Genomic DNA, 21,474 nt, shown 5'->3' on the forward strand with positions numbered 1-21,474 from the left:
GGCTTCCGCACGGGGGCAGAGGGGCGTGCCGCGACCGCGGCACGCCCCTCTTGGCACTCCTCGGCGCGGTTGCGCGCCGTCACACCTCGAACGTCGCCGAGAGGGCCTCGGCCAGCCCCGGCACCAGGTCGGCTCCGGTGAGCACCTCGGTCGGGGAGTCCTTCTCCCGCAGCCGCAGTGCCGACTCCCTGGCGCCGTCCCGCAGCACCGCCACGGTCATCCGGACCTCCTGGCGGTCCGGATGCGCGGCCACCCAGGCGGCCAGGCCCGCCTCGTCGAGGCCCTCGGGGACGGAGGTCTCCGCGGACGGCGGCAGCATCAGCCGCTCCACGGTGAGTGCGCACCCCGCCACCGCGTCGGGCCAGGCGATCGTTCCGAGGAACTCGTCCAGCGGGGTGCCGGAGGGGATCTCGTCCTGCTCGACCGGGGTCAGCGGAGCGGCCGCGTCCGCTCCGTCGGGTTCGTCGAGACCGAGCTGGGCGGCGAGACCCGGCTCCTGGGCGCGCAGCTGTGCGGTGTCGACGAGGGCGAAGAGCCGGGCCGGCTGGTCCCAGCCGAGGCCGGAGGCGTACTCGTCGATTTCGAGCACCGCGCGGGTGAGCGGGCTCGCGGCCATCGGGGGGCCGCCGGGGGAAACGTTGGACATGCTCAATATCCTGCCTCCTCCGGCCCCGGAGTCGGGAACTAGGTAAAGCTTCAGTAAGTTGCATGAGTGGGCCCTACGATCGCGTGGGCCTGCAGCAGAGGTGCCGGACGCATGGGACGGCACCGGACAACGCTTATACAACCGCGAACTCGAGGGGCGCACGTTGGCTTTCCAGATGCCGGACCGCGGCGGAGGCCCGACCGGGCCACGGATGAGAGTGGGCCGGCCGTCCCGGCGCGTACGGACGCTGCTGATGACGCTCGGCGTGCTGGCCGTGCTCGCCATGGCCTTTGTCATGTTCGCCGGGTTCTGGACCGACTGGCTCTGGTACCGCTCGGTGGCGTACTCGTCGGTGTTCACCACGACCCTCTGGACCAAGATCGGCCTGTTCGTGGTCTTCGGCCTGCTGATGGCCGCCTCCGTCGGGCTGAACATCTGGCTGGCGCACCGGCTGAGGCCGCCGCTGAGCGCGATGTCGCTCGAGCAGCAGAGCCTCGACCGGTACCGCATGGGCATCGCCCCGTACAAGAAGTGGGCGCTCCTGGGGATCACCGCGCTCGTCGGTCTGATCGCCGGAGCGTCCGCCTCCTCCCAGTGGCGCACCTGGCTGATGTGGGTCAACGGCGTGCCGTTCGGCCAGAAGGACCCCCAGTTCGGGATGGACGTGGCGTTCTACTCGTTCGACCTGCCCTGGTACCGGTTCCTGCTGGGCTTCGGCTTCGCCGCGGTGGTGCTCTCCCTGATCGCCGCGGTCCTCACCCACTACCTGTACGGCGGGCTGCGGGTCACCAGCCCCGGCGCGCGCGCCACCGCCGCGGCCACCGGCCATCTGTCGGTGCTGCTCGGGATCTTCGTCGCGCTCAAGGCCGTGGCGTACTGGCTGGACCGGTACGGCCTGGCCGTCAAGTCCAGTGACTTCAAGGCGGCGGGCAACTGGACGGGCCTGCGGTACGTCGACGCGAACGCCTATCTGCCGGCGAAGACGATCCTGTTCTGCATCGCGGTCATCTGCGCCCTGCTGTTCTTCGCGACGCTCTGGCGGCGCACCTGGCAGCTGCCGATGATCGGCTTCGGGCTGATGGTGCTCTCGGCCATCCTCATCGGCGGTCTGTACCCGGCCATCGTGCAGAAGTTCCAGGTCCAGCCGAACGAGCAGGCCAAGGAAGCCCCGTACATCAAGAAGAACATCGACGCCACGCGTGAGGCGTACGGCATCGACGCGGCGAAGGCCGAGAACTACGGGGGCAAGGGCGACCCGAAGCGGAAGGCCCAGCAGCGCGAGCAGGCCGCCACGGCGGCCAGCTACCGGCTCGTGGACTCGAACATCGTCTCGCCCGCCTTCCAGCAGCTCCAGCAGGAGCGGAAGTACTACCAGTTCCCCGCGACCCTCGACGTGGACCGGTACACCGGCCCCGACGGGAAGCCGCAGGACACGGTCATCGGTCTGCGCGAGCTGAACATCAAGGGCATCCCCAAGCGCAACTGGATCAACGACCACTTCACCTACACCCACGGCTTCGGCGCGATCGCGGCCAAGGGCACCAACACGATCACCGACGAGGACCAGGGCACGGTCGGTGCCCCGGACTTCATCGAGTCCGGCCTGCCCACCAAGGGCCAGCTCGGCACGTACGAGCAGCGGGTCTACTACGGCGAGAAGACCGAGCAGTACTCGATCGTCGGCGGGCCGCAGAAGGAGCTGGACTACGAGAAGAACGGCGAGGTGACCACCAGCTTCAAGGGCAAGAGCGGGGTCGACCTCTCCGGTGCCTTCAACCGGGCCGCGTACGCGGTGGCGTTCAGCGAGCCGCAGATCCTCTACTCCGGAGCGATCGGCGACGGTTCGCGCATCCTCTACAACCGCACGCCCAAGGAGCGCGTCGAGGCGGTGGCCCCCTGGCTCACCATCGACGGCGACGCCTACCCGGCGGTGGTCGACGGCCGCATCAAGTGGATCGTCGACGCCTACACCACGACGAACGGGTACCCCTACGCCTCGCGCACGACGCTCGGGGACACCACGGCCGACTCGCTGACCGACAGCCAGCGTGCCGTCGTGGCGCAGCAGAACCAGGTCAACTACATCCGCAACTCGGTGAAGGCCACGGTCGACGCCTACGACGGCACGGTGGACCTGTACCAGTGGGACACCAAGGACCCGGTCCTCAAGACCTGGATGAAGGCCTTCCCGGACACGGTCAAGCCCAAGGGCGAGATCGAGCCGGACCTGCTGGCCCACCTCCGGTACCCGCAGGACATGTTCAAGGTCCAGCGGGAGCTGCTCACCCGGTACCACGTGACGGACCCCGAGCAGTTCTACACCGGCAGTGACGCCTGGCAGGTGCCGAACGACCCGACGCAGAAGGACGGCAGCGCGGTCCCGCCGTACTACCTGAGCCTGAAGATGCCGGGCGAGCAGGAGCAGAAGTTCTCGCTGACGACGACGTTCACGCCCAGCGGGCGGCCCAACCTGGGCGCGTTCATGGCCGTCGACGCCGATGCGAACAGCAAGGACTACGGCTCGATCAGACTGCTGAGGGTGACCTCCACCGTGCAGGGGCCGTCCCAGGTGCAGAGCGAGCTCAACAGCGTGCCGGAGGTCGCGACGTTCGTCCGCGACCTGCGGGGCACCGATTCGGAGATCGACTACGGCAACCTGCTGACGGTTCCGCTGGACGGCGGGTTCCTGTACGTCGAGCCGGTGTACGCCCGAGGCGGCGCCGCCAACTACCCGCTGCTGAAGAAGGTGGCGGTGTCCTACGGCGGCAAGCCGGTCTTCAAGGACAGCCTCGACGAGGCGCTGAACGCGGTGTTCGGGGTCGACGGTGCCGAGCCGCCGCCCACGACGCAGCCTCCGGCGGAGCCGGGCGACACCACGCCCCAGCCGCCGGCGACGGGCAGCGCGGCGCTGAAGCAGGCCATCGCGGACGCCCAGAAGGCGTACGAGGCGGGCCAGGAGGCGCTCAAGAAGAACGACTGGACGGCGTACGGCAAGGCCCAGGCCGATCTGCAGGCGGCGCTGGACCGGGCGGCGGCGGCACAGTCGCAGGCGGCCCCCGGGGCACCGTCGCGTAAACCCGGAGGCTGACCGAACGGGTGGTTCACCGGACGGGCTCCACTCCGCACCGTGGTACGGTAGGTACACAACGACGCGGGGTGGAGCAGCTCGGTAGCTCGCTGGGCTCATAACCCAGAGGTCGCAGGTTCAAATCCTGTCCCCGCTACTGAGATCGAGGGCCCGGATCCATCAGGATCCGGGCCCTCGGCGTGTGCGGGGGAAATTGTTCCCGAAGTCTGTCCCGATTCGGGCGGGTTGAGTCCGGCGCTCTGGAGTGCTGCGTGTTTGACTTGTCTCTCTGTGGGCATGTCGACAAAACGCTGAAGTGACCTCACTGGCTGCGGTATACCAGGTGTACGCGGGTTGCAGGTGGTGCGACGATGGATTTCATGGGGGACGGGACAACTCTGTTGGAGATGGGGCGGTTTGCGCACGAGCACGCCGTCACCGCCGGAGCGGCGGTGGGTGTGGCCGATGCGACGGCCGTCGACGCCGTCGACGCCGTGGACCCGCTCGAGTCCCTGACGCCCGTGGAACCGCTGCCGGTCACCGACGCCGAGGCGGAGACCGAGGCCCGGCACCGTCGCGGCGCCGAGGCGGGCGACGTGGCGTCCATGAGCGTCCTGGGGGCGATGCTCCTGCGCCGGGGCGACCTTGACGGAGCGGAGCCGCATCTGCGCACGGCCACCGCGGAGGGGGACCGCGCCGCCGCGAACAATCTGGGTGTGCTGCTGCACCAGCGCGGCTACGCCGACGAGGCGGCCGGCTGGTGGCGGATCGCCGCGGTCGCCGGTTCCGCGGCGGCGGCGCACGCGCTCGGCCGGCACTTCCGGGAGCGGGGCGACGAGCCGGCCGCCGAGTACTGGCTGCGCCAGTCCGCCGAGCAGGGGCACGCCCTCGGCGCCTACGCCCTGGCCGATCTGCTCGAGCACCGCAGCGAGCCGGGTGCCGAGCGCTGGCTGCGCGCGGCCGCCGAGCAGGGCCACCGCGAGGCCGCGTACCGGCTGGCACGTGCGCTCGAGCGGCGATCGCCGGGCGGTGGCGCTCCGGCGGCCCGCCGCCCCGTCGCGGCCGCCGGCGGCAAGGGGCCCCGCAGGCCCGGTGACACCGGCGCGGCCGTGGCCGGTACGACCGGCGGCGCGGCCGAGCCGAAGTGGCGGCTGCGGCGGGCTCCGCGGAGGCGCTGGTCTGGCTGGGCATGCGCGTCATTGTTCCACCGGGGCGCTCCACGTCCTCAGCGGGTCGGGGCGGTGCTCGTACCATCGCCGGTCGGCCTCCAACTGCGCGGCGAGCGAGATCAGCAGCTCCTCCGTGCCCTCCGGGCCGAGCAGCTGCGCCCCGACGGGAAGACCGTCGGAGGTGAAGCCCGCGGGGACGTTGACGCCCGGCCAGCCGAGCACGTTCCAGGGCCAGGGGCCCGCGAGCTGCCCGTCCAGACCTTCCAGGACATCAAGAGCACGCAGGAGACCCTGGACAACTTCAAGGTCATCCCCCGCAGTGCCGCCGAGCCTTCCGGCCCGGCCGTGTCCGTGGTGGCCGACGGCCCCACCGCGGGCGCGGTGTCCGGGGCGTCCGAGCGCCAGGACGAGGCGGAGCAGTGGTACCGGCAGGCGGCCGCCCGCGGGCACCGCAGGGCCGCGCTGCACCTCGGCGGCATCCTGGAGCGCCGGGGCGAGCTGAAGGAGGCTGCGCGCTGGTACCTCACCTCCGCCAGGGACGGCGAGGCGCGGGCCGCCTGCGCCCTGGGGTTCCTGCTGAAGGACGCCGGCGACGAGGAGGGCGCAGCCGTGTGGTGGCTGCGGGCCGCCCAGGACGGCGATGGCAACGCTGCCAACGCGCTGGGCGCGCTGCACGCCGCCCGCGGTGAGCACCAGTCCGCCGAGCGCTGGTACCGCGCCGCCCTGGACGCGGGCGATGTGAACGGGGCGTACAACCTCGGTCTGCTGTGCGCGGCCCAGGGCCGTACCGGGCAGGCCGAGCAGTGGTACCGCCGTGCCGCGTACACCGGGCACCGCGAGGCCGCCAACGCGCTCGCCGTGCTGCTGCTGCAGGCCGGGGACCCGGCCGGTGCCGAGCCCTGGTTCTCCAAGGCCGCCGAGGCGGGCAGCGTGGACGCCGCGTTCAACCTCGGCATCCTCTACGCGGGGCGGGACGAGGACCGTGCGGCGCTGCGCTGGTACGCCCGGGCGGCGGCCGCCGGGCACACGGAGGCCGCCCTGCAGGTCGGGATGGCCGCTCTGCGCGACGGGGACGAGCATGCGGCGGAGCGGCATCTGCGCTGCGCCGCCGGCAGCGGAAGCGCCGAGGCGGCGTTCCGGCTCGCGACGCTGCTGGACGCGCGCCAGCCGCCGCCCGGCGCGCCCGCGCTGGGTGAGCCGATGGGCGAGAAGACCGAGTGCGAGGAGTGGTACGAGCGGGCCGCCGTGCAGGGGCACCGCCGGGCGCAGGTGCGTATCGGCATGCTCGCCGCGGCCCGTGGCGACGTCTCCGAGGCCGCCCGCTGGTACCGGGAGGCGGCGGAGGCGGGCAGCCGCAACGGCGCGTTCAACCTGGGTCTGCTGCTGGCCCGTGAGGGCAACGAGCGCGAGGCCGCACTCTGGTGGGCCCGTGCGGCCCGCGCGGGCCACGGGCGCGCGGCGCTCCGGCTCGCCCTGCTGGCCGCGCGCCGCGGGGAGCTGGCGGAGGGCCAGCGCTGGTGCGCCCGCGCGGTGGAGCTGGGGCCCGCCGAGGTCGCGGATCGGGCGGCCGCGCTCCGTGAGGCGCTGCACCAGGAGCTCACGGCCTGAGGCAGGCGTCACACGGCTCAGCGGCCCGAACGGCTGATCGGATACGGATTTGCTCTGGTCCGCGGGGTGTCGTACTGTTGAGCACGCCGACGCGGGGTGGAGCAGCTCGGTAGCTCGCTGGGCTCATAACCCAGAGGTCGCAGGTTCAAATCCTGTCCCCGCTACTGAAGACCGAAGGCCCGGATCCACTGGATCCGGGCCTTCGGCGCGTTGCCGGCCGAAGTGGGCCGGAGTGGGCGGTGGGCTGGAGTGGGCCGAATCCGGGTCGGGCCGACCGGCGGCCCGACCCCGGCGAGCGGATCCCGGGGGGCGGCCTTCGCGGTGAGGTCCCGGGGCGAGCGGATCCCGGTCGGGCGTGGCGCGTGGCGCTCCTCGCCGGCCGCGGGCGGCGCAGTGGGCCGGCGGGTGCGCCGGCGGGTGCGCCGGCGGCCGGGCGGAGAGCCGCCGAGGGAGGGCCGGCCGGACGAGTGCCGTCGGTGGAACGGGTACGGGGACGGAACGGGAACCGGACGGGTACGGAACGAGGACGGGAACGGGCGGGCCGTGGCGGCCCGCCCGTGAAGCGGTCGCGGGGTCCCGCCCCGCGCGGTGCTAGGCGCTCGCGCAGCTCGGGCAGAGGCCCCGGTAGGTGACCTCGACGTCCGAGATCGTGAAGCCGAAGCGCTCCGAGTCGGGCAGGTCCGTCAGTGGATTGCCGTCGGGGTGGACGTCCCGGATCGCGCCGCAGCGCGCGCAGACCAGGTGCTGGTGCGGGCGGTGGGCGTTCGGGTCGTACCGCTTGGCGCGGTGGTCCGTCGCCACTTCCAGGATCTCGCCCAGTGAGACCAGCTCACCCAGGGTGTTGTAGACCGTGGCCCGGGAGATCTCCGGCAGCCGCTCGACCGCGCGGGCGTGCACCTCGTCGGCGGTCAGGTGGACGTGCTCACCGTCGAGGACCTCGGCCACGACGCGCCGCTGCGCGGTCATGCGCCAGCCGCGTCCGCGCAGGCGTTCCAACAGGTCGCTCATGCGTATCAGCCTAACAGTCGGGGGAGCGGGTCCCGAACGGATGTGAGTTTGGATGGGCATTTGACTTAGATAATGTCCATTGTAGGATCGTGAACATCATTAGCCAAGGGACAGGACTGGCAGGCGATGACGCAGTTTTCGCAGGAGGCGCACATGTCGCAGGGACCGCTCACCACCGAAGCCGGTGCGCCGGTCGCGGACAACCAGAACAGCGAGACCGCGGGTGCCGGCGGACCCGTCCTGGTCCAGGACCAGCTGCTGCTCGAGAAGCTCGCGCACTTCAACCGTGAGCGCATTCCGGAGCGGGTGGTGCACGCCCGCGGCGCCGGCGCCTACGGCACGTTCACGGTGACTGCGGACGTCACCCGCTACACCCGGGCGAACTTCCTCTCCGAGGTCGGCAAGCGGACCGAGACGTTCCTGCGCTTCTCCACCGTGGCGGGCAGCCTCGGCGCGGCGGACGCGGTGCGCGACCCCCGGGGTTTCGCGCTGAAGTTCTACACCGAGGAGGGCAACTACGACCTCGTCGGCAACAACACCCCGGTGTTCTTCATCAGGGACGCCATCAAGTTCCCCGACTTCATCCACACGCAGAAGCGCGACCCGTACACGGGCAGCCAGGAGGCGGACAACGTCTGGGACTTCTGGGGCCTGTCGCCCGAGTCGACCCACCAGGTGACCTGGCTGTTCGGTGACCGGGGGATCCCGGCCTCGTACCGCCACATGAACGGCTACGGCTCGCACACCTACCAGTGGAACAACGAGGCGGGCGAGGTCTTCTGGGTCAAGTACCACTTCAAGACCGACCAGGGCATCAGGAACCTCGTCCAGGCCGAGGCCGACCGGCTCGCCGGTGCGGACCCGGACAGCCACCAGCGCGACCTGCGCGAGGCCATCGAGCGCGGTGACTTCCCGTCGTGGACGGTGCAGGTCCAGATCATGCCCGCGGCGGACGCGGCGACCTACCGGTTCAACCCGTTCGACCTCACCAAGGTGTGGCCGCACGAGGACTACCCGCCGATCGAGATCGGCAGGCTGGAGCTGAACCGCAACCCGGAGAACATCTTCGCGGAGGTCGAGCAGTCCGTCTTCAGCCCCGCGCACTTCGTGCCGGGCATCGGCCCCTCCCCGGACAAGATGCTCCAGGGCCGTCTCTTCGCGTACGGCGACGCCCACCGCTACCGCGTCGGAATCAACGCCGACCACCTGCCGGTGAACCGTCCGCGCGCCACCGAGGCGCGCAGCCACTCCCGTGACGGCCTGCTCTACGACGGCCGCCACAAGGGCGCCAAGAACTACGAGCCGAACAGCTTCGGCGGTCCCTTCCAGACGGACCGGCCGCTGTGGCAGCCCGTCCCGGTCTCGGGGGCCACCGGCGGCCACGAGGCCCCGTCGCACTCCGAGGACGACGACTTCGTCCAGGCCGGCAACCTCTACCGGCTGATGTCCGAGGAGGAGAGGGGCCGGCTGGTCGGGAACCTGGCCGGCTTCATCGCCAAGGTCTCGCGGGACGACATCGCCGAGCGGGCGATCGGCAACTTCCGTCGGGCCGACGGAGACTTCGGCAAGCGGCTGGAGGCCGCGGTCCAGGCCCTGCGCGGCTGACGAAAACCAGCACTGGACCGCTTGCCGTGGCAGAGCGGGCCGGACCTCCCGGAAGGAGGTCCGGCCCGCTCGTGTGTCCGCGGTCAGCCCGCGAGGGTCGCCTCGGTCCGGTCGGTCCGGTCGGTCCGGTGCCGGGCGGGTGCCCAGCAGCGGATGATGTCGCGTACCGAGACGACGCCCACGGGTCCCTGGGCGTCGAGCACGATGAGATGGCGGAAATCGCCGTGGGCCATGGCGCCCGCGGCCTCCTCCAGGGTCCAGGTGGGGGCGGCGAAGACGACGTCGGTGGTGGTGTGGGCGGCGGCGGATTCGAGGTCGGGGTCCTGGCCGGCGCCGAGCGAGACGAGGACGTCCCGCTCGGTGAGTATGCCGAGGCCGCTGGTGTCGGGGTCGAGGACGACGGCCGCCCCGACACGCCGTGCGGCCATCAGCCGTGCGGCCTGCCTCAGGGTGTGTGCGGGGCCGATGGTGAGGACCACCGTGCTCATGGCGTCACGGACGAGCATGGATGGAGCCACCTCCTTGATGAACCCTTCAACGAGAAGGGATTCACAAGTTCACAAATGGGGAGACTCTCAGACTCGCAGCGATCGTGCGGGGCAACAAGAGGGGACGCGGCGCCCAAGGGGGAGCACGGGAGGCGAACTGGCCGGTAACCGCCGTGGGCGGCCCGCGCTCAGTCCCGGTTGAGGTACTCCAGCAGCTCCCCGTGCAGCAGCCCGTTGGAGGCCGCCGCGTTTCCGCTGTGCGGGCCGTGGACCCCGTCGAGGCCGGTGAACGTGCCGCCCGCCTCCTGCACGACGATCGCGTTGGCCGCCATGTCCCAGAGGGAGAGCTCCGGCTCCGCGCAGATGTCCACCGAGCCCTCGGCCACCATCATGTACGGCCAGAAATCGCCGTACCCGCGAGTCCGCCAGACGGCCCGGGTCAGGTCCAGGAAGCCGCCGAGCCGGCCCCGCTCCTCCCAGCCGCCGAGCGAGGAGTACGCGAACGAGGCGTCGGACAGCCTCGCAACCTTGGAGACATGCAGCCGGGTCGCGGCGGACAGGCTGCGCCCGGTGTACGCGCCCGCGCCCTTCGCCGCCCACCAGCGGCGGCCCAGCGCGGGCGCCGAGACCACACCCACCACCGGCTGGTACCCGCCCTCGCCGGCCTCCATCAGGGAGATCAGCGTCGCCCACACGGGAACCCCGCGGACGTAGTTCTTCGTGCCGTCGATCGGGTCGACGACCCAGCGCCTGGGGCCGGTGCCCTCGATGCCGTACTCCTCGCCGAGGACCGCGTCACGCGGCCTGGCGCGCTGGAGCTGGTGGCGGATCAGCTCCTCCGCCGCCTTGTCGGCCTCGCTCACCGGGGTCATGTCCGGCTTGGTCTCGACCTTGAGGTCGAGCGCCCTGAACCGGTCCATGGTCGCCGCGTCGGCGGCGTCCGCCAGGACATGGGCGAGGCGCAGATCATCGTGGTAGTCGGCCATGTCCGCACTCTATCCCCGGGGTGCGGCCCGGCCGTTCCGCCCGGTCGCCTCCGCGGCCGGAGGGCGTCCGCGGCCCGCCGACGCCCTTGACAGTGGGTGTTCGTGCGTCAACTCTGAGCGAAGAGCCGCGGGGTCGTGGAGGGCCCCGCCCGGGAGGCCCACGATGCCCACAGCGCGCGAAGCCCTGCTGAACGCCGCTCACGCCGCACTCGCCGGCCGGCCCTGGTCCGCCGTCCGCATGGTCGACGTCGCCTCGGCGGCGAGTGTCTCGCGCCAGACGTTGTACAACGAGTTCGGCGGCAAGGACGGCCTCGCCCGGGCACTGGTGCGGCGCGAGGCCGACGCCTACCTCTCCGGCGTGGACCGGGTGCTCGCGGAGCCGGCCGCGGCCGGCGAGCAGCTGGTCCGGCTGGCCGAGTGGACCGTGGCGGAGGCGTGCTCCCGGCCGCTGCTGCGCGCCCTGCTCACGGGCTGGTGGAGCGACCGGCTCCCCGCGCCGAGGCCCGCCGTCCGGTCCGCCGCCGGTCCGGCCGTCCCGGCCCAGCGGCGCGCGGACGCCGGCCACCCCGCCCCTTGTGAGCTGGTGGCGGCGGTACGAGACCGGTCGCTTGCCGCGCTGGAGCAGGGCGCCGGGCGCCGTACGGAGGAGGAGGCGGCGGAGGCCGGCCGGCGCTGCGAGCTGGCCGTGCGGCTGGCGCTGTCCTGTGTGGTCGCGGGTCCGTCCGAGGGGGTCGGCCGGCTGGTCCGTACCGCCGTCAGTGGGCCGGGCTGGAGAGCTGCAGGCCGATGACCCCGGCCACCACCAGCGTGATCGAGACGATCTTCAGGGTCGAGGCGATCTCCCCGAGGAAGACCATTCCGTAGATGGCCGTGCCCGCCGCCCCGATGCCCGTCCACACCGCGTAGGCGGGTCCGACGTCGAGCTTGCGCAGGGCGAGCGTCAGCAGCCCGAAGCTGCTCACCGCGAAGACCGCGAACGCGATGGTCGGCCAGAGCCGGGTGAAGCCGTGGGACAGCTTCAGGCAGATGGCGAACCCCGTCTCGAGGAATCCGGCGACGACCACGAGCAGCCACGCCATGTCAGTGCCTCCCGCGTCCCCGATCCCGCGTACCGCGTCCCGCGACCGCTTCGTCTCACTTGGTGCGATTATGCACTTACCGCGGTCGCCCGCGCAGGCAGGCGGGTCAGTCGCCCTCGCGTCGCTCCCGCGTGGCCAGCAGCCGCCTCAGGGAGTAGAGGCGCGCCGGATCGGCGTGCCCCTGGGCCACCCACTCGTCCAGGGCGCAGTCCGGCTCGTCGTGCGAACACGCGCGCGGGCAGTGCTCCGTGCCGGGCTCGAGGTCGGGGAAGGCGTGGATCACCCGGGACGGGTCGACGTGGTGGAGCCCGAAGGACCGCACTCCCGGAGTGTCGATCACCCAGCCTCCCGCGCCCGCCAGCGGCAGGGCCAGCGCGGAGGTGGTGGTGTGCCGGCCGCGGCCCGTGACGGCGTTGACCCGCCCGGTCGTGCGCCGCCTCTCCTCCGGCACCAGCGCGTTGACCAGCGTGGTCTTCCCGACGCCGGAATGGCCGACGAACGCGGTGATCCGGCCGTCGAGGTACTCGCGCACCACGGTCGCCGCCTCGCCCGCGTAGAGCTCGTCGCGTGAGGTCACGACGTACGGGATGTCGAGCGCGCCGTACAGGTCCAGCAGTGTCGACGCCGGGGCCAGGTCCGACTTGGTCAGCACCAGCAGCGGCTCCAGGCCGCCGTCGTAGGCCGCGACCAGGCAGCGGTCGATCAGCCGCGGGCGGGGCTCGGGATCGGCGAGTGCCGTCACGATCGCCAGCTGGTCGGCGTTGGCGACGACGACCCGCTCGTACGGATCGTCGTCGTCGGCGGTGCGCCGCAGCACGGAGGCGCGCTCCTCGATGCGGACGATGCGGGCGAGCGTGTCCTTGGCGCCGGACAGGTCGCCGACCAGGCCCACCCGGTCGCCGACGACGGCCGCCTTGCGGCCCAGCTCCCGGGCCTTCATCGCCACGACGGTGCGGTCTCCCACGAGGCAGGTGAGGCGGCCCCGGTCGACGGTCAGGACCATGCCCTCCGCGGCGTCCTCGTGCTTCGGGCGGATGCTCGTACGGGGCCGGTTGCCCTTGCGGTTCGGGCGGACCCGGACGTCGTCCTCGTCGGTGTGCTTGCCGTAGCGGCGCATCTCGTGCCGCCCCGCTCAGTTCCCGGCGAGCATGTCGGTCCACATCCTCGGGAAGTCGGGCAGGGTCTTGGCGGTCGTCGCGACGTTCTCGACCTCCACGCCCTCGACGGCCAGGCCGATCAGCGCTCCGGCCGTGGCCATCCGGTGGTCGTCGTATGTGTGGAACACCCCGCCGTGCAGCGGGCGCGGCCGGATGTGCAGACCGTCCTCCGTCTCGGTGACGTCCCCGCCGAGCTCGTTGATCTCCTTGGTCAGGGCCGCGAGGCGGTCCGTCTCGTGGAGCCGCAGATGCGCGACGCCGCGCAGCGTGGAGGGGGAGTCGGCCAGAGCGGCCACGGCGGCGATGCCCGGGGTCAGCTCGCCGACCTCGCCCAGGTCCACGTCGATGCCGTGGATCCGGCCGGAGCCGGTGAAGGTCAGCCCGGCCTCGGTCAGCTCGCACGAACCGCCCATTTCGGTGAAGATCTGCCGCAGCGCGTCACCGGGCTGGGTGGTGCGCTCCGGCCAGTCCGGGACGGTCACCCGGCCGCCGGTGACCAGCGCCGCCGCCAGGAAGGGCTGGGCGTTGGACAGATCCGGCTCCACGGTGAGGTCCCGGCCCAGCAGTGCGCCGCTGCGGACCCGCCAGACGTCCGGCTCACCGCCGGTCTCCGGCTCGTCGACCTGTGCGCCGACCGCGCGGAGCATGTCGACGGTCATCCGGATGTGCGGCATGGACGGCAGCCGTGAGCCACGGTGCCGGAGCTCCACCCCCTGGTTGAACCGGGGGGCGGAGAGGAGCAGCGCGGAGACGAACTGGGAGGACGAGGAGGCGTCGATCTCCACCGTGCCGCCGTCCAGCGCCCCGGAGCCGTGCACGGTCATCGGCAGCGCCCCGCGCCCGTCGTCGTCGATCCGGGCGCCCAGGGCCCGCAGGGCGCGGATCACCTCGCCGAGCGGCCGCTCGTAGGACCGGGGGTCGCCGTCGAAGCGGACGGGGCCGTCGGCGAGCGCGGCGACCGGCGGCAGGAACCGCATCACCGTGCCCGCGTTGCCGACGTCGACCGTCGCGGGTCCGTGCAGCCCGGCCGGAATGATCCGCCAGGCCTCGCCGCTGTCGGGGCCGCCGGTCGCGGTGGAACTGGAGGAGACCTGCTCCTCGATGCCGACGCCCATGGCGCGCAGCGCGTCCGCCATCAGCAGGGTGTCCCGCGACCTCAGGGGGCGGCGCAGCCAGCCCGGCTCCGCGGCGAGCGCGGCGAGTACCAGCGCGCGGTTGGTGACCGACTTCGATCCGGGAACGGTGACCGTCGCATCGACGGGCCCACTCGCGTGGGGGGCGGGCCAAAGGGCGGTGTGCACGGGGCTCTCGGTCATGGCCCACACTTTAGTGGCCCCGCGGAGGCCCGGTCGTTCGCCGACCGGTCACACGGCAAACCGACCGGTCAAAGACCGAGCAGCCAGCGACCGCCCCCGATCAGCGAGCACAGCGATACGGCATGGAAGAGGAACAACCACATCGCGGGCGGCACGTGCGTCATCCTCGCCAGCTGGTCCGCGTCCGAGTCCGGCGCACCCCCGTGCCGGCGCTTCGCCTGCAGCTCGAAGGCCGGCCGGACGCCGCCGAGCAGCAGGAACCACACGGCGGCGTAGGCGAACGCCGCCTGCACCTCCGGTTCGGTGAGCCAGGACACCAGCAGGAACGCGGCGCCCGTGAGGACCACGGTGAGGGCCCCGTACGCGTTGCGGATCATCACCAGCATCGCGATCAGCAGTGCGGTGGCGATCCACAGCAGCAGCGTGATGCGGTGCCCGGCGAGCAGCCAGGCGCCGCCGAGACCGAGCAGCGGCGGGGCGGGGTATCCCGCGGCCGCGGTGAGGATCATGCCGAGGCCGGTCGGTCTGCCGCGGCTGACCGTCAGGCCGCTGGTGTCCGAGTGCAGCCGGATGCCCTCCAGCCGCCGGCCGGTGACCAGGGCGATCAGGCCGTGCCCGCCCTCGTGGGCGATGGTGATGGCGTTGCGGGACAGCCGCCATATCGCGGACGGGACGACCGCGGCCAGGGCGAGCACGGCCGTGCCTATGACCAGCCAGCGGTCGGGGGCCGGCTGGGTCGCGAAGATCTCGGGTGTGACCATTTCCGGGGTGGCTCCTCGGGGGGCTCGGGGCGTGGCGGGGTGGCACTCACCTGCGGACGGTATCTGAGACGCCGACCCGGCTGCGATCGTTCCTGGCGGTGAACGTGCAGGTCACGGGGTGAGAGCGGCGGGGTGCTGCGGGGTGCCGCGGGGCTTTCGCCCCGCCGGTGGTGAGGGTGCGCCGAGCCGGGCGCCCCGGGACGGACGTGTGACGGCCGGCAACCGGCCCGCGCCGGGTCGGTGGCGGCCGGTCCCGTGACGGCCGGTTTCGCGTCCCGGCCGGTTCCGTGACGGCCGGTTTCGCGTCCCGGCCGGTTCCGTGACGGTGGGGTCCCGTGACGCCCGGTTCTGTGCCGCCGGTTCTGTGCGGGCGGGTCCTGTGACGCCTGGTTCTGTGCGGGCGGGTCCTGTGACGCCCGGTTCTGTGCGGGCGCGTCCGGTGAGGGCGGGTTCTGTGCGGCCGGGTCCCGGCGCGGGCCTGCGGGGACCGGGACGCCGTGACCGCGTGCGGCAGCGGTCTGCCACTCTTGGACGTGTTCCGGTGGCAGTGGGACATGGGCATCGTGGCCGGGATGACTGGGACACAGGAGCGACCAGGAGACGGCGGGCGCATACGCGTACCTCACCCCGGACGCCACCGGCCGGGCGGCCGAGGCGACGTATGCGGCGCCGGCCCGGCACCACGCCCGGTGCCGGGCCGAGGCGGCCCGCTCCACTGGGCGCATCCACAGGGCGGAGGGGTGGTTACACATGTGCGGACGGTACGCGGCGAGCCGGAGGCCCGAGGACCTCACGGGACTCTTCCGGGTCGAGAAGTGGGAGCCGTCGGAGGCCCTGGCCCCCGACTGGAACGTGGCCCCCACCAAGGAGGTCCACGCGGTGCTGGAGCGTCCCCTGAAGGACGCGGACGACCGCCGTCCGGTGCGCCAGCTGCGAACACTCAGGTGGGGACTCGTCCCGTCCTTCGCCAAGAGCCCCGAGGGCGCGGCCCGGATGATCAACGCCCGTGCCGAGACCGTCCACGAGAAGCCGTCCTTCCGCCGGCCCTTCCAGGCCCGGCGCTGCATCCTGCCCGCGGACGGGTACTACGAGTGGGTCACCGGCACCGAGGAGCGGGAGCTGGAGGTGAAGGGGAGGAAGAAGCGGCCCCGCAAGCAGCCGTACTTCGTCACCCCGGCCGACGGCTCGGTCTTCGCAATGGCCGGGCTGTACGAGTTCTGGCGCGACCGGACCCTGCCGGACGACCACCCCCAGTCCTGGTGGGTGACCTGCTCCGTGATCACGACCGAGGCGGAGACCGGGCCGCTGGGGGTGGCGCCGGCCGAAGGCCCCCGTTCGCTGGCCGACATCCACCCGCGGATGCCGCTGATGCTCACGGAGGACCGCTGGGACGCCTGGCTGGACCCGTCCCGTACCGACCCGGACGAGCTGCGCGGGCTGCTGGCGCCGCCGCCCACGGGGCTGATGCGCGCCTATCCCGTCGGCACGGCCGTCTCCAACGTCCGCAACAACGGGCCGGAGCTGGTGGAGGAGCTGGCGGCCCCCGAGGTCGGCACGCTCTTCTGATCCTTCCCCCGATTCCCGGGCCGTGGTGTGACACTGCTGTCGTGACGGAGAGCGAGATCGTGGGAACACCCGCCGGGGACGCCCGTATCACCTGGCACCCGGCCCCCGGCCGGGCCCGCGCGGTGCTGGCGGTGGGCCACGGCGCGGGCGGCGGCATCGGCGCCCGCGACCTGCAGGCCCTGGCGGCCGGGCTGCCCGCCGCCGGGGTCACGGTGGCCCTGGTGGAGCAGCCGTGGCGGGTGGCGGGCAAGAAGGTCGCGCCCGCGCCGAAGACCCTGGACGCCGCATGGCGCGGCCTGTGGCCCGCCCTGGAGGGGAAGGGGCTGCCGATCGTCGCCGGCGGGCGCAGCGCCGGGGCGCGGGTGGCCTGCCGGACCGCCCGTGAGCTGGGGGCGGGAGCCGTCCTCGCGCTGAGCTTCCCGCTGCATCCGCCGGGACGGCCCGAGAAGTCCCGCGCGGACGAGCTCCTCGGCGCCGGGGTGCCGGTTCTGGTCGTCCAGGGCGGCAACGATCCGTTCGGCAGGCCGGAGGAGTTCCCGGACGGTGGGTACGAGCTGATCCCGGTGGACGCCGCCGACCACGCACTCTCGGTGCCCAAGCGGGCCGCCCTGACCCAGCAGGAGGCGCTGGGGACGGTCGTGGACGGCGTACGGAAGTGGATCACCGCCCTGGTGTGACACCCCGGCGCCCCGGCGCCCCGGTGCGGCACTCCGGCCCGGGCGGCGGACGGTGGGAACGGCGGCCGTTGACGGGGCCCGGGTGGCGGCCGGGAACGGCGGCCGTTGACCGGGCCCGGGCGGTGGCCGGGAATAGCGGAGGGCGCGCTCCCTGTTGTGCAGCACGTCAGCACAGGAGAGTGGAGAGGGAGTCCGTCGCATGGGTTCGACCATCTGCCCGAGCCGGTCGCAGGCCGCGGACCTGGACTGGGCCGTGCTGCCCGCACCGAAGGCGGCGACGACTCGGGCGGCGGGCGGAGCGGTTGGTCGTCTATCCTCCGATTCGAGCGGGTCCGGTCTCGGTCCCGTCACAGCGTTGGAGGAGGTGGGTCCGGTCACTGGGACCGACGACGGCCGCACGGAAGAGACGGCCGCCGAGCGCAACGCGCGATTCGAGCGGGACGCCCTCGGCTACCTCGACCAGATGTACTCGGCCGCGCTGCGCATGACGCGCAATCCGGCCGACGCCGAGGACCTCGTGCAGGAGACCTACGCGAAGGCCTACGGTTCGTTCCACCAGTTCCGCGAGGGCACGAACCTCAAGGCGTGGATGTACCGCATCCTCACCAACACCTTCATCAACTCGTACCGCAAGAAGCAGCGCGAACCCCAGCGCAGTGCGGCGGAGGAGATCGAGGACTGGCAGCTCGCCCGCGCCGAGTCGCACATGTCGACCGGCCTGCGCTCGGCCGAGTCCCAGGCTCTCGACCACCTGCCGGACTCCGACGTCAAGGAAGCCCTGCAGGCGATCCCCGAGGAGTTCCGCATCGCCGTCTATCTCGCCGATGTCGAGGGCTTTGCGTACAAGGAGATCGCGGACATCATGGGGACACCCATCGGTACGGTGATGTCCCGACTGCACCGTGGCCGCCGCCAGCTGCGCGGCATGCTGGAGGACTACGCCCGTGAGCGCGGGCTCGTTCCCGCGGGCGCCGGGGAGTCGACGAACGATCGGAAAGGCGCGGGCTCATGAGCTGCGGAGAGCCGCACGAGACGGACTGCGCGGAGGTACTCGACCATCTGTACGAGTTTCTCGACCGTGAGATGCCCGACGCCGACTGCACCAAGTTCGAGGTGCACTTCGAGGAATGCTCCCCGTGCCTTGAGAAGTACGGCCTGGAGCAGGCGGTGAAGAAGCTCGTCAAGCGCTGCTGCGGCCATGACGACGTGCCCGTGGACCTGCGCGCCAAGGTGATGGGGCGGATCGAGCTCATCAGGGCCGGTGAGGCCGTGCCCGACCATGATGTGACGGCCGGCCCGGCGGACGTGCCGAGCCCGGCCGAGTAGCCCGCCCGGCCGAGTAGCCCGCCCGGCCCAGTGGCCGGCCCGTCAGGACGGCGGACGCAGGGGCGCGACCCGGGAGGTCGCGCCCCTGCGCCGTGTCCCGCGCGATGTCCCGCGCGATGTCTGCTTCATCTCCTGCGCCGCGTCCTCGGTCCGCCGCCCTTTCGTATGGGCACATGCGCGCGCCTGTCACCCGATGGTGCCAATCGGCCGCAACGGAACGTCCGCACGTGGACGACTCGCTAGCCTGACGCTCTGTTTGGGGGCTGCCGAGGAGGCTGACGGCGGGTGAGACGCATTCCCGGACCGGCGCGCGCGTACATCCTTTGCGCGGTGGTGGGCGCCGGAGCGTGCGCCCTGCCCGCGGTGCTCCCCGGGGCGGACACGCCCTGGACCACCGTGGCGCTGCTGGCCGGGCTCCACGCCCTGAGCGAGGTGCCGGGGCGCTCCCCGATCCTCGGGCGGCTGCTCGGCGGGTCCACCCCGGTCGGGTCCGCCCCGGTCGGGTCCGGATCGTTCTTCCCCGTCCTGTTCGCCGCCGCGCTGCTGCTGCCACCCGCCGGGGCCGCGCTGGCCGCGGTGCCGGCGGCCCTGCTCGGACGCGTGGACCGGCGCCCGGCAGGCGTCCGGCGCGTCTGGCGGGCCGCCCGGCTCGCCCTGGCCGCCGGGGCCGCGTCCGCCGCGGCTGCCCTGTGCGGCGGTCCCGCCGTCCTGGCGGGCCCCGCCCTCCCGTACGCCCTGGTCCCGGCCGGTGCCGCGGCGCTGACGTGCTGCCTCGTCGTGACCGCCCTGGACGGGGGCATCCTCGCCACCGCCGAGCGCATCCCGGTACGGACCGCCTGGCGCGGGCTGCTGTCCGGGTCACTCGGTCCGCACCTCGTCCACGGGCTGGCCGGGCTGACGGCGGCCGTCCTGTGGCGGAGCCCCTACGGCCCGCCGGCCGCGCTCCTCGTGCTGCTGCCCGTGTACATCTCCTGCCGGGTCTTCGCGCGGTACCACCGCGAGCAGGGCGCCCACCGGTCCACCATCCGCGCCCTCGTCCAGGCCGTCGACATCAAGGACCGCTACACCCGGGGGCACAGCGAGCGGGTGGGCCGGGCGAGCGTGCTGATCGCCCGCGAGCTGGGCATGGACGAGGAACGGCTCGAAGTGCTCCGCTTCGCCGGCATCCTCCACGACGTGGGCAAGCTCGGCGTACCCACCCGGGTGCTGCGCAAGGACGGCCCGCTGACCCCCGAGGAACGCCGGGTGATCGAGCTGCACCCCGAGTACGGGCACGAGATCGTCCGGGGCATCGGCTTCCTCGGCGAGGCCCGCGACGCGATCCTCCACCACCACGAGCGGCTCGACGGCAGCGGCTACCCCTACGGCCTCGCCGGACGGCAGATCCCCGAGGTCGCCCGTGTCGTCGCCGTCGCCGACGCCTTCGACGCCATGACCTCGACCCGCTCCTACAGCAGGGCGCGGCCGGTGCCCGCCGCGGTGGAGGAGCTCAAACGATGCGCCGGCACCCAGTTCGACCCCCGGATGGTCCGGGCCCTCGTCCGCGCCCTGGAACGCCACGGCTGGGAGGCCGCCGTCACGGCGGACGAGCCGGCCGTGCCCGCCCAGCCGTCCCGCGGGCGAGGCGGCACGCCTGCCCGGCAGGAAGCGGCACCCGCCGCCCGGCACCGGCAGGGCGGATGAAGCCGCCCGCACCGGGCACCGTCACCGCCGTGAACGGGGCGGCCGCCGTGCTCGCCGCGGCCGGGCTCGGGTGGACCGGCCGCCACGGGGTCGCCGAACCCGTGGTCGCCCTGGTGTTCGGCCTGATGATCGCGGTGGGCGAACTCGCCCGCCGGCGAGCCCTGCCGGGGGAGCGGGAGCCCGCCCCTCTCGGCGCCGCGAGCGCGCTCGCCTACGCCCTGCTCGGCGCGAACGCCGGGGAGGCCACCTCGCACGGCGTTCCGCAGACGGTGGCCGTCGTCACGGCCGGCACCCTCGCCGGCGCCGTCCCGCACATCGCCCGCGGCCGGGGACCGGCGCCCGACCAGGTGGCCCGCAGGGTGATCACGGTCACTTTCGCCGCGGCCTGCGTCCAGCCCCTCCACGGCCCCGGCGCCCCCGCGGAACGGCTCGCCACCGGCCCCGGCCACGTCCTGGCGATGCTGCTCGTGCTGGTGCTCACCGCCCTGTGCGACGCCGTCCTCGCGTCCCTGGTGGTGCGGTCCCGCACCCTCCCCCGTGGCGCCGAGCGCACGGGAGGTGCCCCCGTACCCTTCGGGCCGCTGCTGCGGGACGAACTGCGCTCGCTCCCCGGTATCGGCTCCGCGGTCTGTGCGACCGGTGCCGTCATGGCGCTGGGCACGGCCGTCGCCGGGCTCTGGGCACCGCCGGTGTTCTGCCTGCCGCTGCTGCTCACCCAGTTGTCGCTGCGGAGGTTCGCGGCGGTGCGGACGACGTACCGGCAGACCATCGCCTCACTCGCACGGGCGACCGAGATCGCGGGCTACACCCCCCAGGGGCACGCGCGCCGGGTCGCGGCCCTGAGCGCCCTGGTCGGCCGGGAGATGGGGCTCTCCGGGCCCGACCTGACCGTACTGGAGTACGCGGCGCTGATGCACGACATCGGCCAGCTGTCCCTGGTGGACCCCGTCCCGGACGGGGCGACCGCCCTGCTTCCGGCGCAGGAGCAGCGCAGGATCGCCCTGCTGGGCGGTGCCGTCGTTCGCCAGACCGGGGTTCCGCCGGCTGTCGCGGTGGTCGTGGAGCGGCAGGCCGACCCGTACCGCGAGCAGCCGCTGCCCGCCCGAATCGTCCGCGCCGTCAACGCGTACGACGATCTCACCGGTGACAGTGCGGGGAGCGCACTGACCGCACTGGAACGGCTCCGGCTGGGAACCGCGCACGACTACCAGCCCGAGGTCGTGGAGTCCCTGGCCCGTGTGCTGTCGCGCGGTGGTCTCGGGCCCGCTCAGGCCGGGTAACCCATGGGTAATGAGCGGGCGTCCGACCGGGCATGGTTGGATGCGAAAGAAG

General features: G+C 72.9%; 18 protein-coding genes, 2 tRNA genes and 1 pseudogene. 12 read left to right on the top strand and 9 right to left on the bottom strand.

Going from position 1 to position 21,474, the window contains the following annotated elements:
* Nucleotides 1-79: 79 nt before the first annotated feature.
* The gene (locus DDW44_RS20300; protein WP_108907291.1) at nucleotides 80-646 is read right to left on the bottom strand and encodes a PPA1309 family protein; all 567 of its coding nucleotides are present in this window, start codon (nucleotides 644-646) and stop codon (nucleotides 80-82) included.
* Between the two features lie 175 nt (nucleotides 647-821).
* Between DDW44_RS20300 and DDW44_RS20305 the strand changes: the two genes are divergently transcribed.
* The 3 genes and pseudogenes from DDW44_RS20305 to DDW44_RS33565 form a co-directional block, all read left to right on the top strand.
* Nucleotides 822-3,734, top strand: coding sequence for a UPF0182 family membrane protein (locus tag DDW44_RS20305; RefSeq protein ID WP_170812777.1), 2,913 nt, complete (start codon nucleotides 822-824; stop codon nucleotides 3,732-3,734).
* Nucleotides 3,735-3,796: 62 nt separating this feature from the next.
* A tRNA-Met gene (locus tag DDW44_RS20310) sits at nucleotides 3,797-3,870 on the top strand.
* Between the two features lie 466 nt (nucleotides 3,871-4,336).
* A pseudogene (locus DDW44_RS33565) lies at nucleotides 4,337-4,444 on the top strand (hypothetical protein); the annotation flags it as partial.
* Between the two features lie 465 nt (nucleotides 4,445-4,909).
* Here the strand turns inward: DDW44_RS33565 and DDW44_RS33375 are convergent.
* Nucleotides 4,910-5,977, bottom strand: coding sequence for an amidase family protein (locus DDW44_RS33375; protein ID WP_341867091.1), 1,068 nt, complete (start codon nucleotides 5,975-5,977; stop codon nucleotides 4,910-4,912).
* A gap of 603 nt (nucleotides 5,978-6,580) precedes the next feature.
* On the opposite strand from DDW44_RS33375, the gene DDW44_RS20340 reads away from it, so the two are divergent.
* A tRNA-Met gene (locus DDW44_RS20340) sits at nucleotides 6,581-6,654 on the top strand.
* A gap of 427 nt (nucleotides 6,655-7,081) precedes the next feature.
* Here DDW44_RS20340 and DDW44_RS20345 read toward each other — a convergent pair.
* A complete protein-coding gene (locus DDW44_RS20345; RefSeq protein WP_108907293.1) occupies nucleotides 7,082-7,498 on the bottom strand; it encodes a Fur family transcriptional regulator in 417 nt (138 codons plus the stop codon).
* A 126-nt stretch (nucleotides 7,499-7,624) separates the two neighbouring features.
* On the opposite strand from DDW44_RS20345, the gene DDW44_RS20350 reads away from it, so the two are divergent.
* On the top strand, nucleotides 7,625-9,103 hold the full coding sequence (locus DDW44_RS20350) for a catalase (RefSeq protein WP_279634812.1): 1,479 nt from the start codon (nucleotides 7,625-7,627) through the stop codon (nucleotides 9,101-9,103).
* Between the two features lie 83 nt (nucleotides 9,104-9,186).
* Here the strand turns inward: DDW44_RS20350 and DDW44_RS20355 are convergent, their stop codons facing one another.
* Both DDW44_RS20355 and hisN read right to left on the bottom strand, forming a co-directional pair.
* Nucleotides 9,187-9,609, bottom strand: coding sequence for a CBS domain-containing protein (locus DDW44_RS20355; RefSeq protein WP_018892024.1), 423 nt, complete (start codon nucleotides 9,607-9,609; stop codon nucleotides 9,187-9,189).
* A 170-nt stretch (nucleotides 9,610-9,779) separates the two neighbouring features.
* The gene (hisN, locus tag DDW44_RS20360; protein WP_018892025.1) at nucleotides 9,780-10,577 is read right to left on the bottom strand and encodes a histidinol-phosphatase; all 798 of its coding nucleotides are present in this window, start codon (nucleotides 10,575-10,577) and stop codon (nucleotides 9,780-9,782) included.
* 163 nt (nucleotides 10,578-10,740) lie between these two features.
* On the opposite strand from hisN, the gene DDW44_RS20365 reads away from it, so the two are divergent.
* Nucleotides 10,741-11,367, top strand: coding sequence for a TetR/AcrR family transcriptional regulator (locus DDW44_RS20365; protein WP_108907295.1), 627 nt, complete (start codon nucleotides 10,741-10,743; stop codon nucleotides 11,365-11,367).
* On the opposite strand, the gene DDW44_RS20370 is transcribed toward DDW44_RS20365, so the two are convergent.
* The 4 genes from DDW44_RS20370 to DDW44_RS20385 all read right to left on the bottom strand — a co-directional run bounded on the left by DDW44_RS20370 (nucleotide 11,333) and on the right by DDW44_RS20385 (nucleotide 14,890).
* On the bottom strand, nucleotides 11,333-11,656 hold the full coding sequence (locus DDW44_RS20370) for a DMT family transporter (RefSeq protein ID WP_027733504.1): 324 nt from the start codon (nucleotides 11,654-11,656) through the stop codon (nucleotides 11,333-11,335). The genes DDW44_RS20365 and DDW44_RS20370 overlap by 35 nt on opposite strands.
* Nucleotides 11,657-11,762: 106 nt before the next feature.
* Nucleotides 11,763-12,773, bottom strand: a complete 1,011-nt coding sequence (gene rsgA / locus DDW44_RS20375; protein ID WP_018892027.1) for a ribosome small subunit-dependent GTPase A — start codon at nucleotides 12,771-12,773, stop codon at nucleotides 11,763-11,765.
* Between the two features lie 15 nt (nucleotides 12,774-12,788).
* Nucleotides 12,789-14,129, bottom strand: a complete 1,341-nt coding sequence (aroA, locus tag DDW44_RS20380) for a 3-phosphoshikimate 1-carboxyvinyltransferase (RefSeq protein ID WP_018892028.1) — start codon at nucleotides 14,127-14,129, stop codon at nucleotides 12,789-12,791.
* Between the two features lie 68 nt (nucleotides 14,130-14,197).
* Nucleotides 14,198-14,890 carry a M50 family metallopeptidase gene (locus tag DDW44_RS20385; protein ID WP_108907296.1) on the bottom strand — a complete coding sequence of 231 codons (693 nt, stop codon included), beginning with the start codon at nucleotides 14,888-14,890 and terminating at the stop codon, nucleotides 14,198-14,200.
* Nucleotides 14,891-15,640: 750 nt separating this feature from the next.
* Between DDW44_RS20385 and DDW44_RS20390 the strand changes: the two genes are divergently transcribed.
* The 6 genes from DDW44_RS20390 to DDW44_RS20415 all read left to right on the top strand — a co-directional run bounded on the left by DDW44_RS20390 (nucleotide 15,641) and on the right by DDW44_RS20415 (nucleotide 21,422).
* Nucleotides 15,641-16,456 (top strand): SOS response-associated peptidase, encoded by an 816-nt coding sequence (locus DDW44_RS20390; protein WP_018892029.1) that lies wholly within the window; start codon nucleotides 15,641-15,643, stop codon nucleotides 16,454-16,456.
* Between the two features lie 41 nt (nucleotides 16,457-16,497).
* Nucleotides 16,498-17,133, top strand: coding sequence for an alpha/beta hydrolase family protein (locus DDW44_RS20395; protein WP_017947124.1), 636 nt, complete (start codon nucleotides 16,498-16,500; stop codon nucleotides 17,131-17,133).
* 364 nt (nucleotides 17,134-17,497) lie between these two features.
* Nucleotides 17,498-18,145 carry a sigma-70 family RNA polymerase sigma factor gene (locus tag DDW44_RS20400; RefSeq protein ID WP_017947123.1) on the top strand — a complete coding sequence of 216 codons (648 nt, stop codon included), beginning with the start codon at nucleotides 17,498-17,500 and terminating at the stop codon, nucleotides 18,143-18,145.
* Nucleotides 18,142-18,459, top strand: a complete 318-nt coding sequence (gene rsrA, locus DDW44_RS20405; protein WP_017947122.1) for a mycothiol system anti-sigma-R factor — start codon at nucleotides 18,142-18,144, stop codon at nucleotides 18,457-18,459. Before DDW44_RS20400 ends, rsrA begins: the two co-directional genes overlap by 4 nt.
* A gap of 285 nt (nucleotides 18,460-18,744) precedes the next feature.
* Nucleotides 18,745-20,142, top strand: coding sequence for an HD-GYP domain-containing protein (locus tag DDW44_RS20410; protein ID WP_108907297.1), 1,398 nt, complete (start codon nucleotides 18,745-18,747; stop codon nucleotides 20,140-20,142).
* Entirely contained in the window at nucleotides 20,139-21,422 is a 1,284-nt protein-coding gene (locus tag DDW44_RS20415; RefSeq protein WP_108907298.1) for an HD-GYP domain-containing protein, read from the top strand. The genes DDW44_RS20410 and DDW44_RS20415 overlap by 4 nt, the downstream gene beginning before the upstream one ends.
* Nucleotides 21,423-21,474: the final 52 nt, after the last annotated feature.

This window comes from Streptomyces tirandamycinicus (assembly GCF_003097515.1).
GTDB classification, from domain to species: Bacteria; Actinomycetota; Actinomycetes; order Streptomycetales; family Streptomycetaceae; genus Streptomyces; species Streptomyces tirandamycinicus.

Excerpts from the sequence above, each read along its gene's own strand:
- DDW44_RS20300 (WP_108907291.1), bottom strand. The coding sequence starts at position 646 with ATGTCCAACGTTTCCCCCGGCGGCCCCCCGATGGCCGCGAGCCCGCTC.
- DDW44_RS20305 (WP_170812777.1), top strand. The coding sequence starts at position 822 with ATGCCGGACCGCGGCGGAGGCCCGACCGGGCCACGGATGAGAGTGGGC.
- DDW44_RS33375 (WP_341867091.1), bottom strand. The coding sequence starts at position 5,977 with ATGCCGCTCCGCCGCATGCTCGTCCCCGTCGCGCAGAGCGGCCATCCC.
- DDW44_RS20345 (WP_108907293.1), bottom strand. The coding sequence starts at position 7,498 with ATGAGCGACCTGTTGGAACGCCTGCGCGGACGCGGCTGGCGCATGACC.
- DDW44_RS20350 (WP_279634812.1), top strand. The coding sequence starts at position 7,625 with ATGACGCAGTTTTCGCAGGAGGCGCACATGTCGCAGGGACCGCTCACC.
- DDW44_RS20355 (WP_018892024.1), bottom strand. The coding sequence starts at position 9,609 with ATGCTCGTCCGTGACGCCATGAGCACGGTGGTCCTCACCATCGGCCCC.
- hisN (WP_018892025.1), bottom strand. The coding sequence starts at position 10,577 with ATGGCCGACTACCACGATGATCTGCGCCTCGCCCATGTCCTGGCGGAC.
- DDW44_RS20365 (WP_108907295.1), top strand. The coding sequence starts at position 10,741 with ATGCCCACAGCGCGCGAAGCCCTGCTGAACGCCGCTCACGCCGCACTC.
- DDW44_RS20370 (WP_027733504.1), bottom strand. The coding sequence starts at position 11,656 with ATGGCGTGGCTGCTCGTGGTCGTCGCCGGATTCCTCGAGACGGGGTTC.
- rsgA (WP_018892027.1), bottom strand. The coding sequence starts at position 12,773 with ATGCGCCGCTACGGCAAGCACACCGACGAGGACGACGTCCGGGTCCGC.
- aroA (WP_018892028.1), bottom strand. The coding sequence starts at position 14,129 with ATGACCGAGAGCCCCGTGCACACCGCCCTTTGGCCCGCCCCCCACGCG.
- DDW44_RS20385 (WP_108907296.1), bottom strand. The coding sequence starts at position 14,890 with ATGGTCACACCCGAGATCTTCGCGACCCAGCCGGCCCCCGACCGCTGG.
- DDW44_RS20390 (WP_018892029.1), top strand. The coding sequence starts at position 15,641 with ATGTGCGGACGGTACGCGGCGAGCCGGAGGCCCGAGGACCTCACGGGA.
- rsrA (WP_017947122.1), top strand. The coding sequence starts at position 18,142 with ATGAGCTGCGGAGAGCCGCACGAGACGGACTGCGCGGAGGTACTCGAC.
- DDW44_RS20415 (WP_108907298.1), top strand. The coding sequence starts at position 20,139 with ATGAAGCCGCCCGCACCGGGCACCGTCACCGCCGTGAACGGGGCGGCC.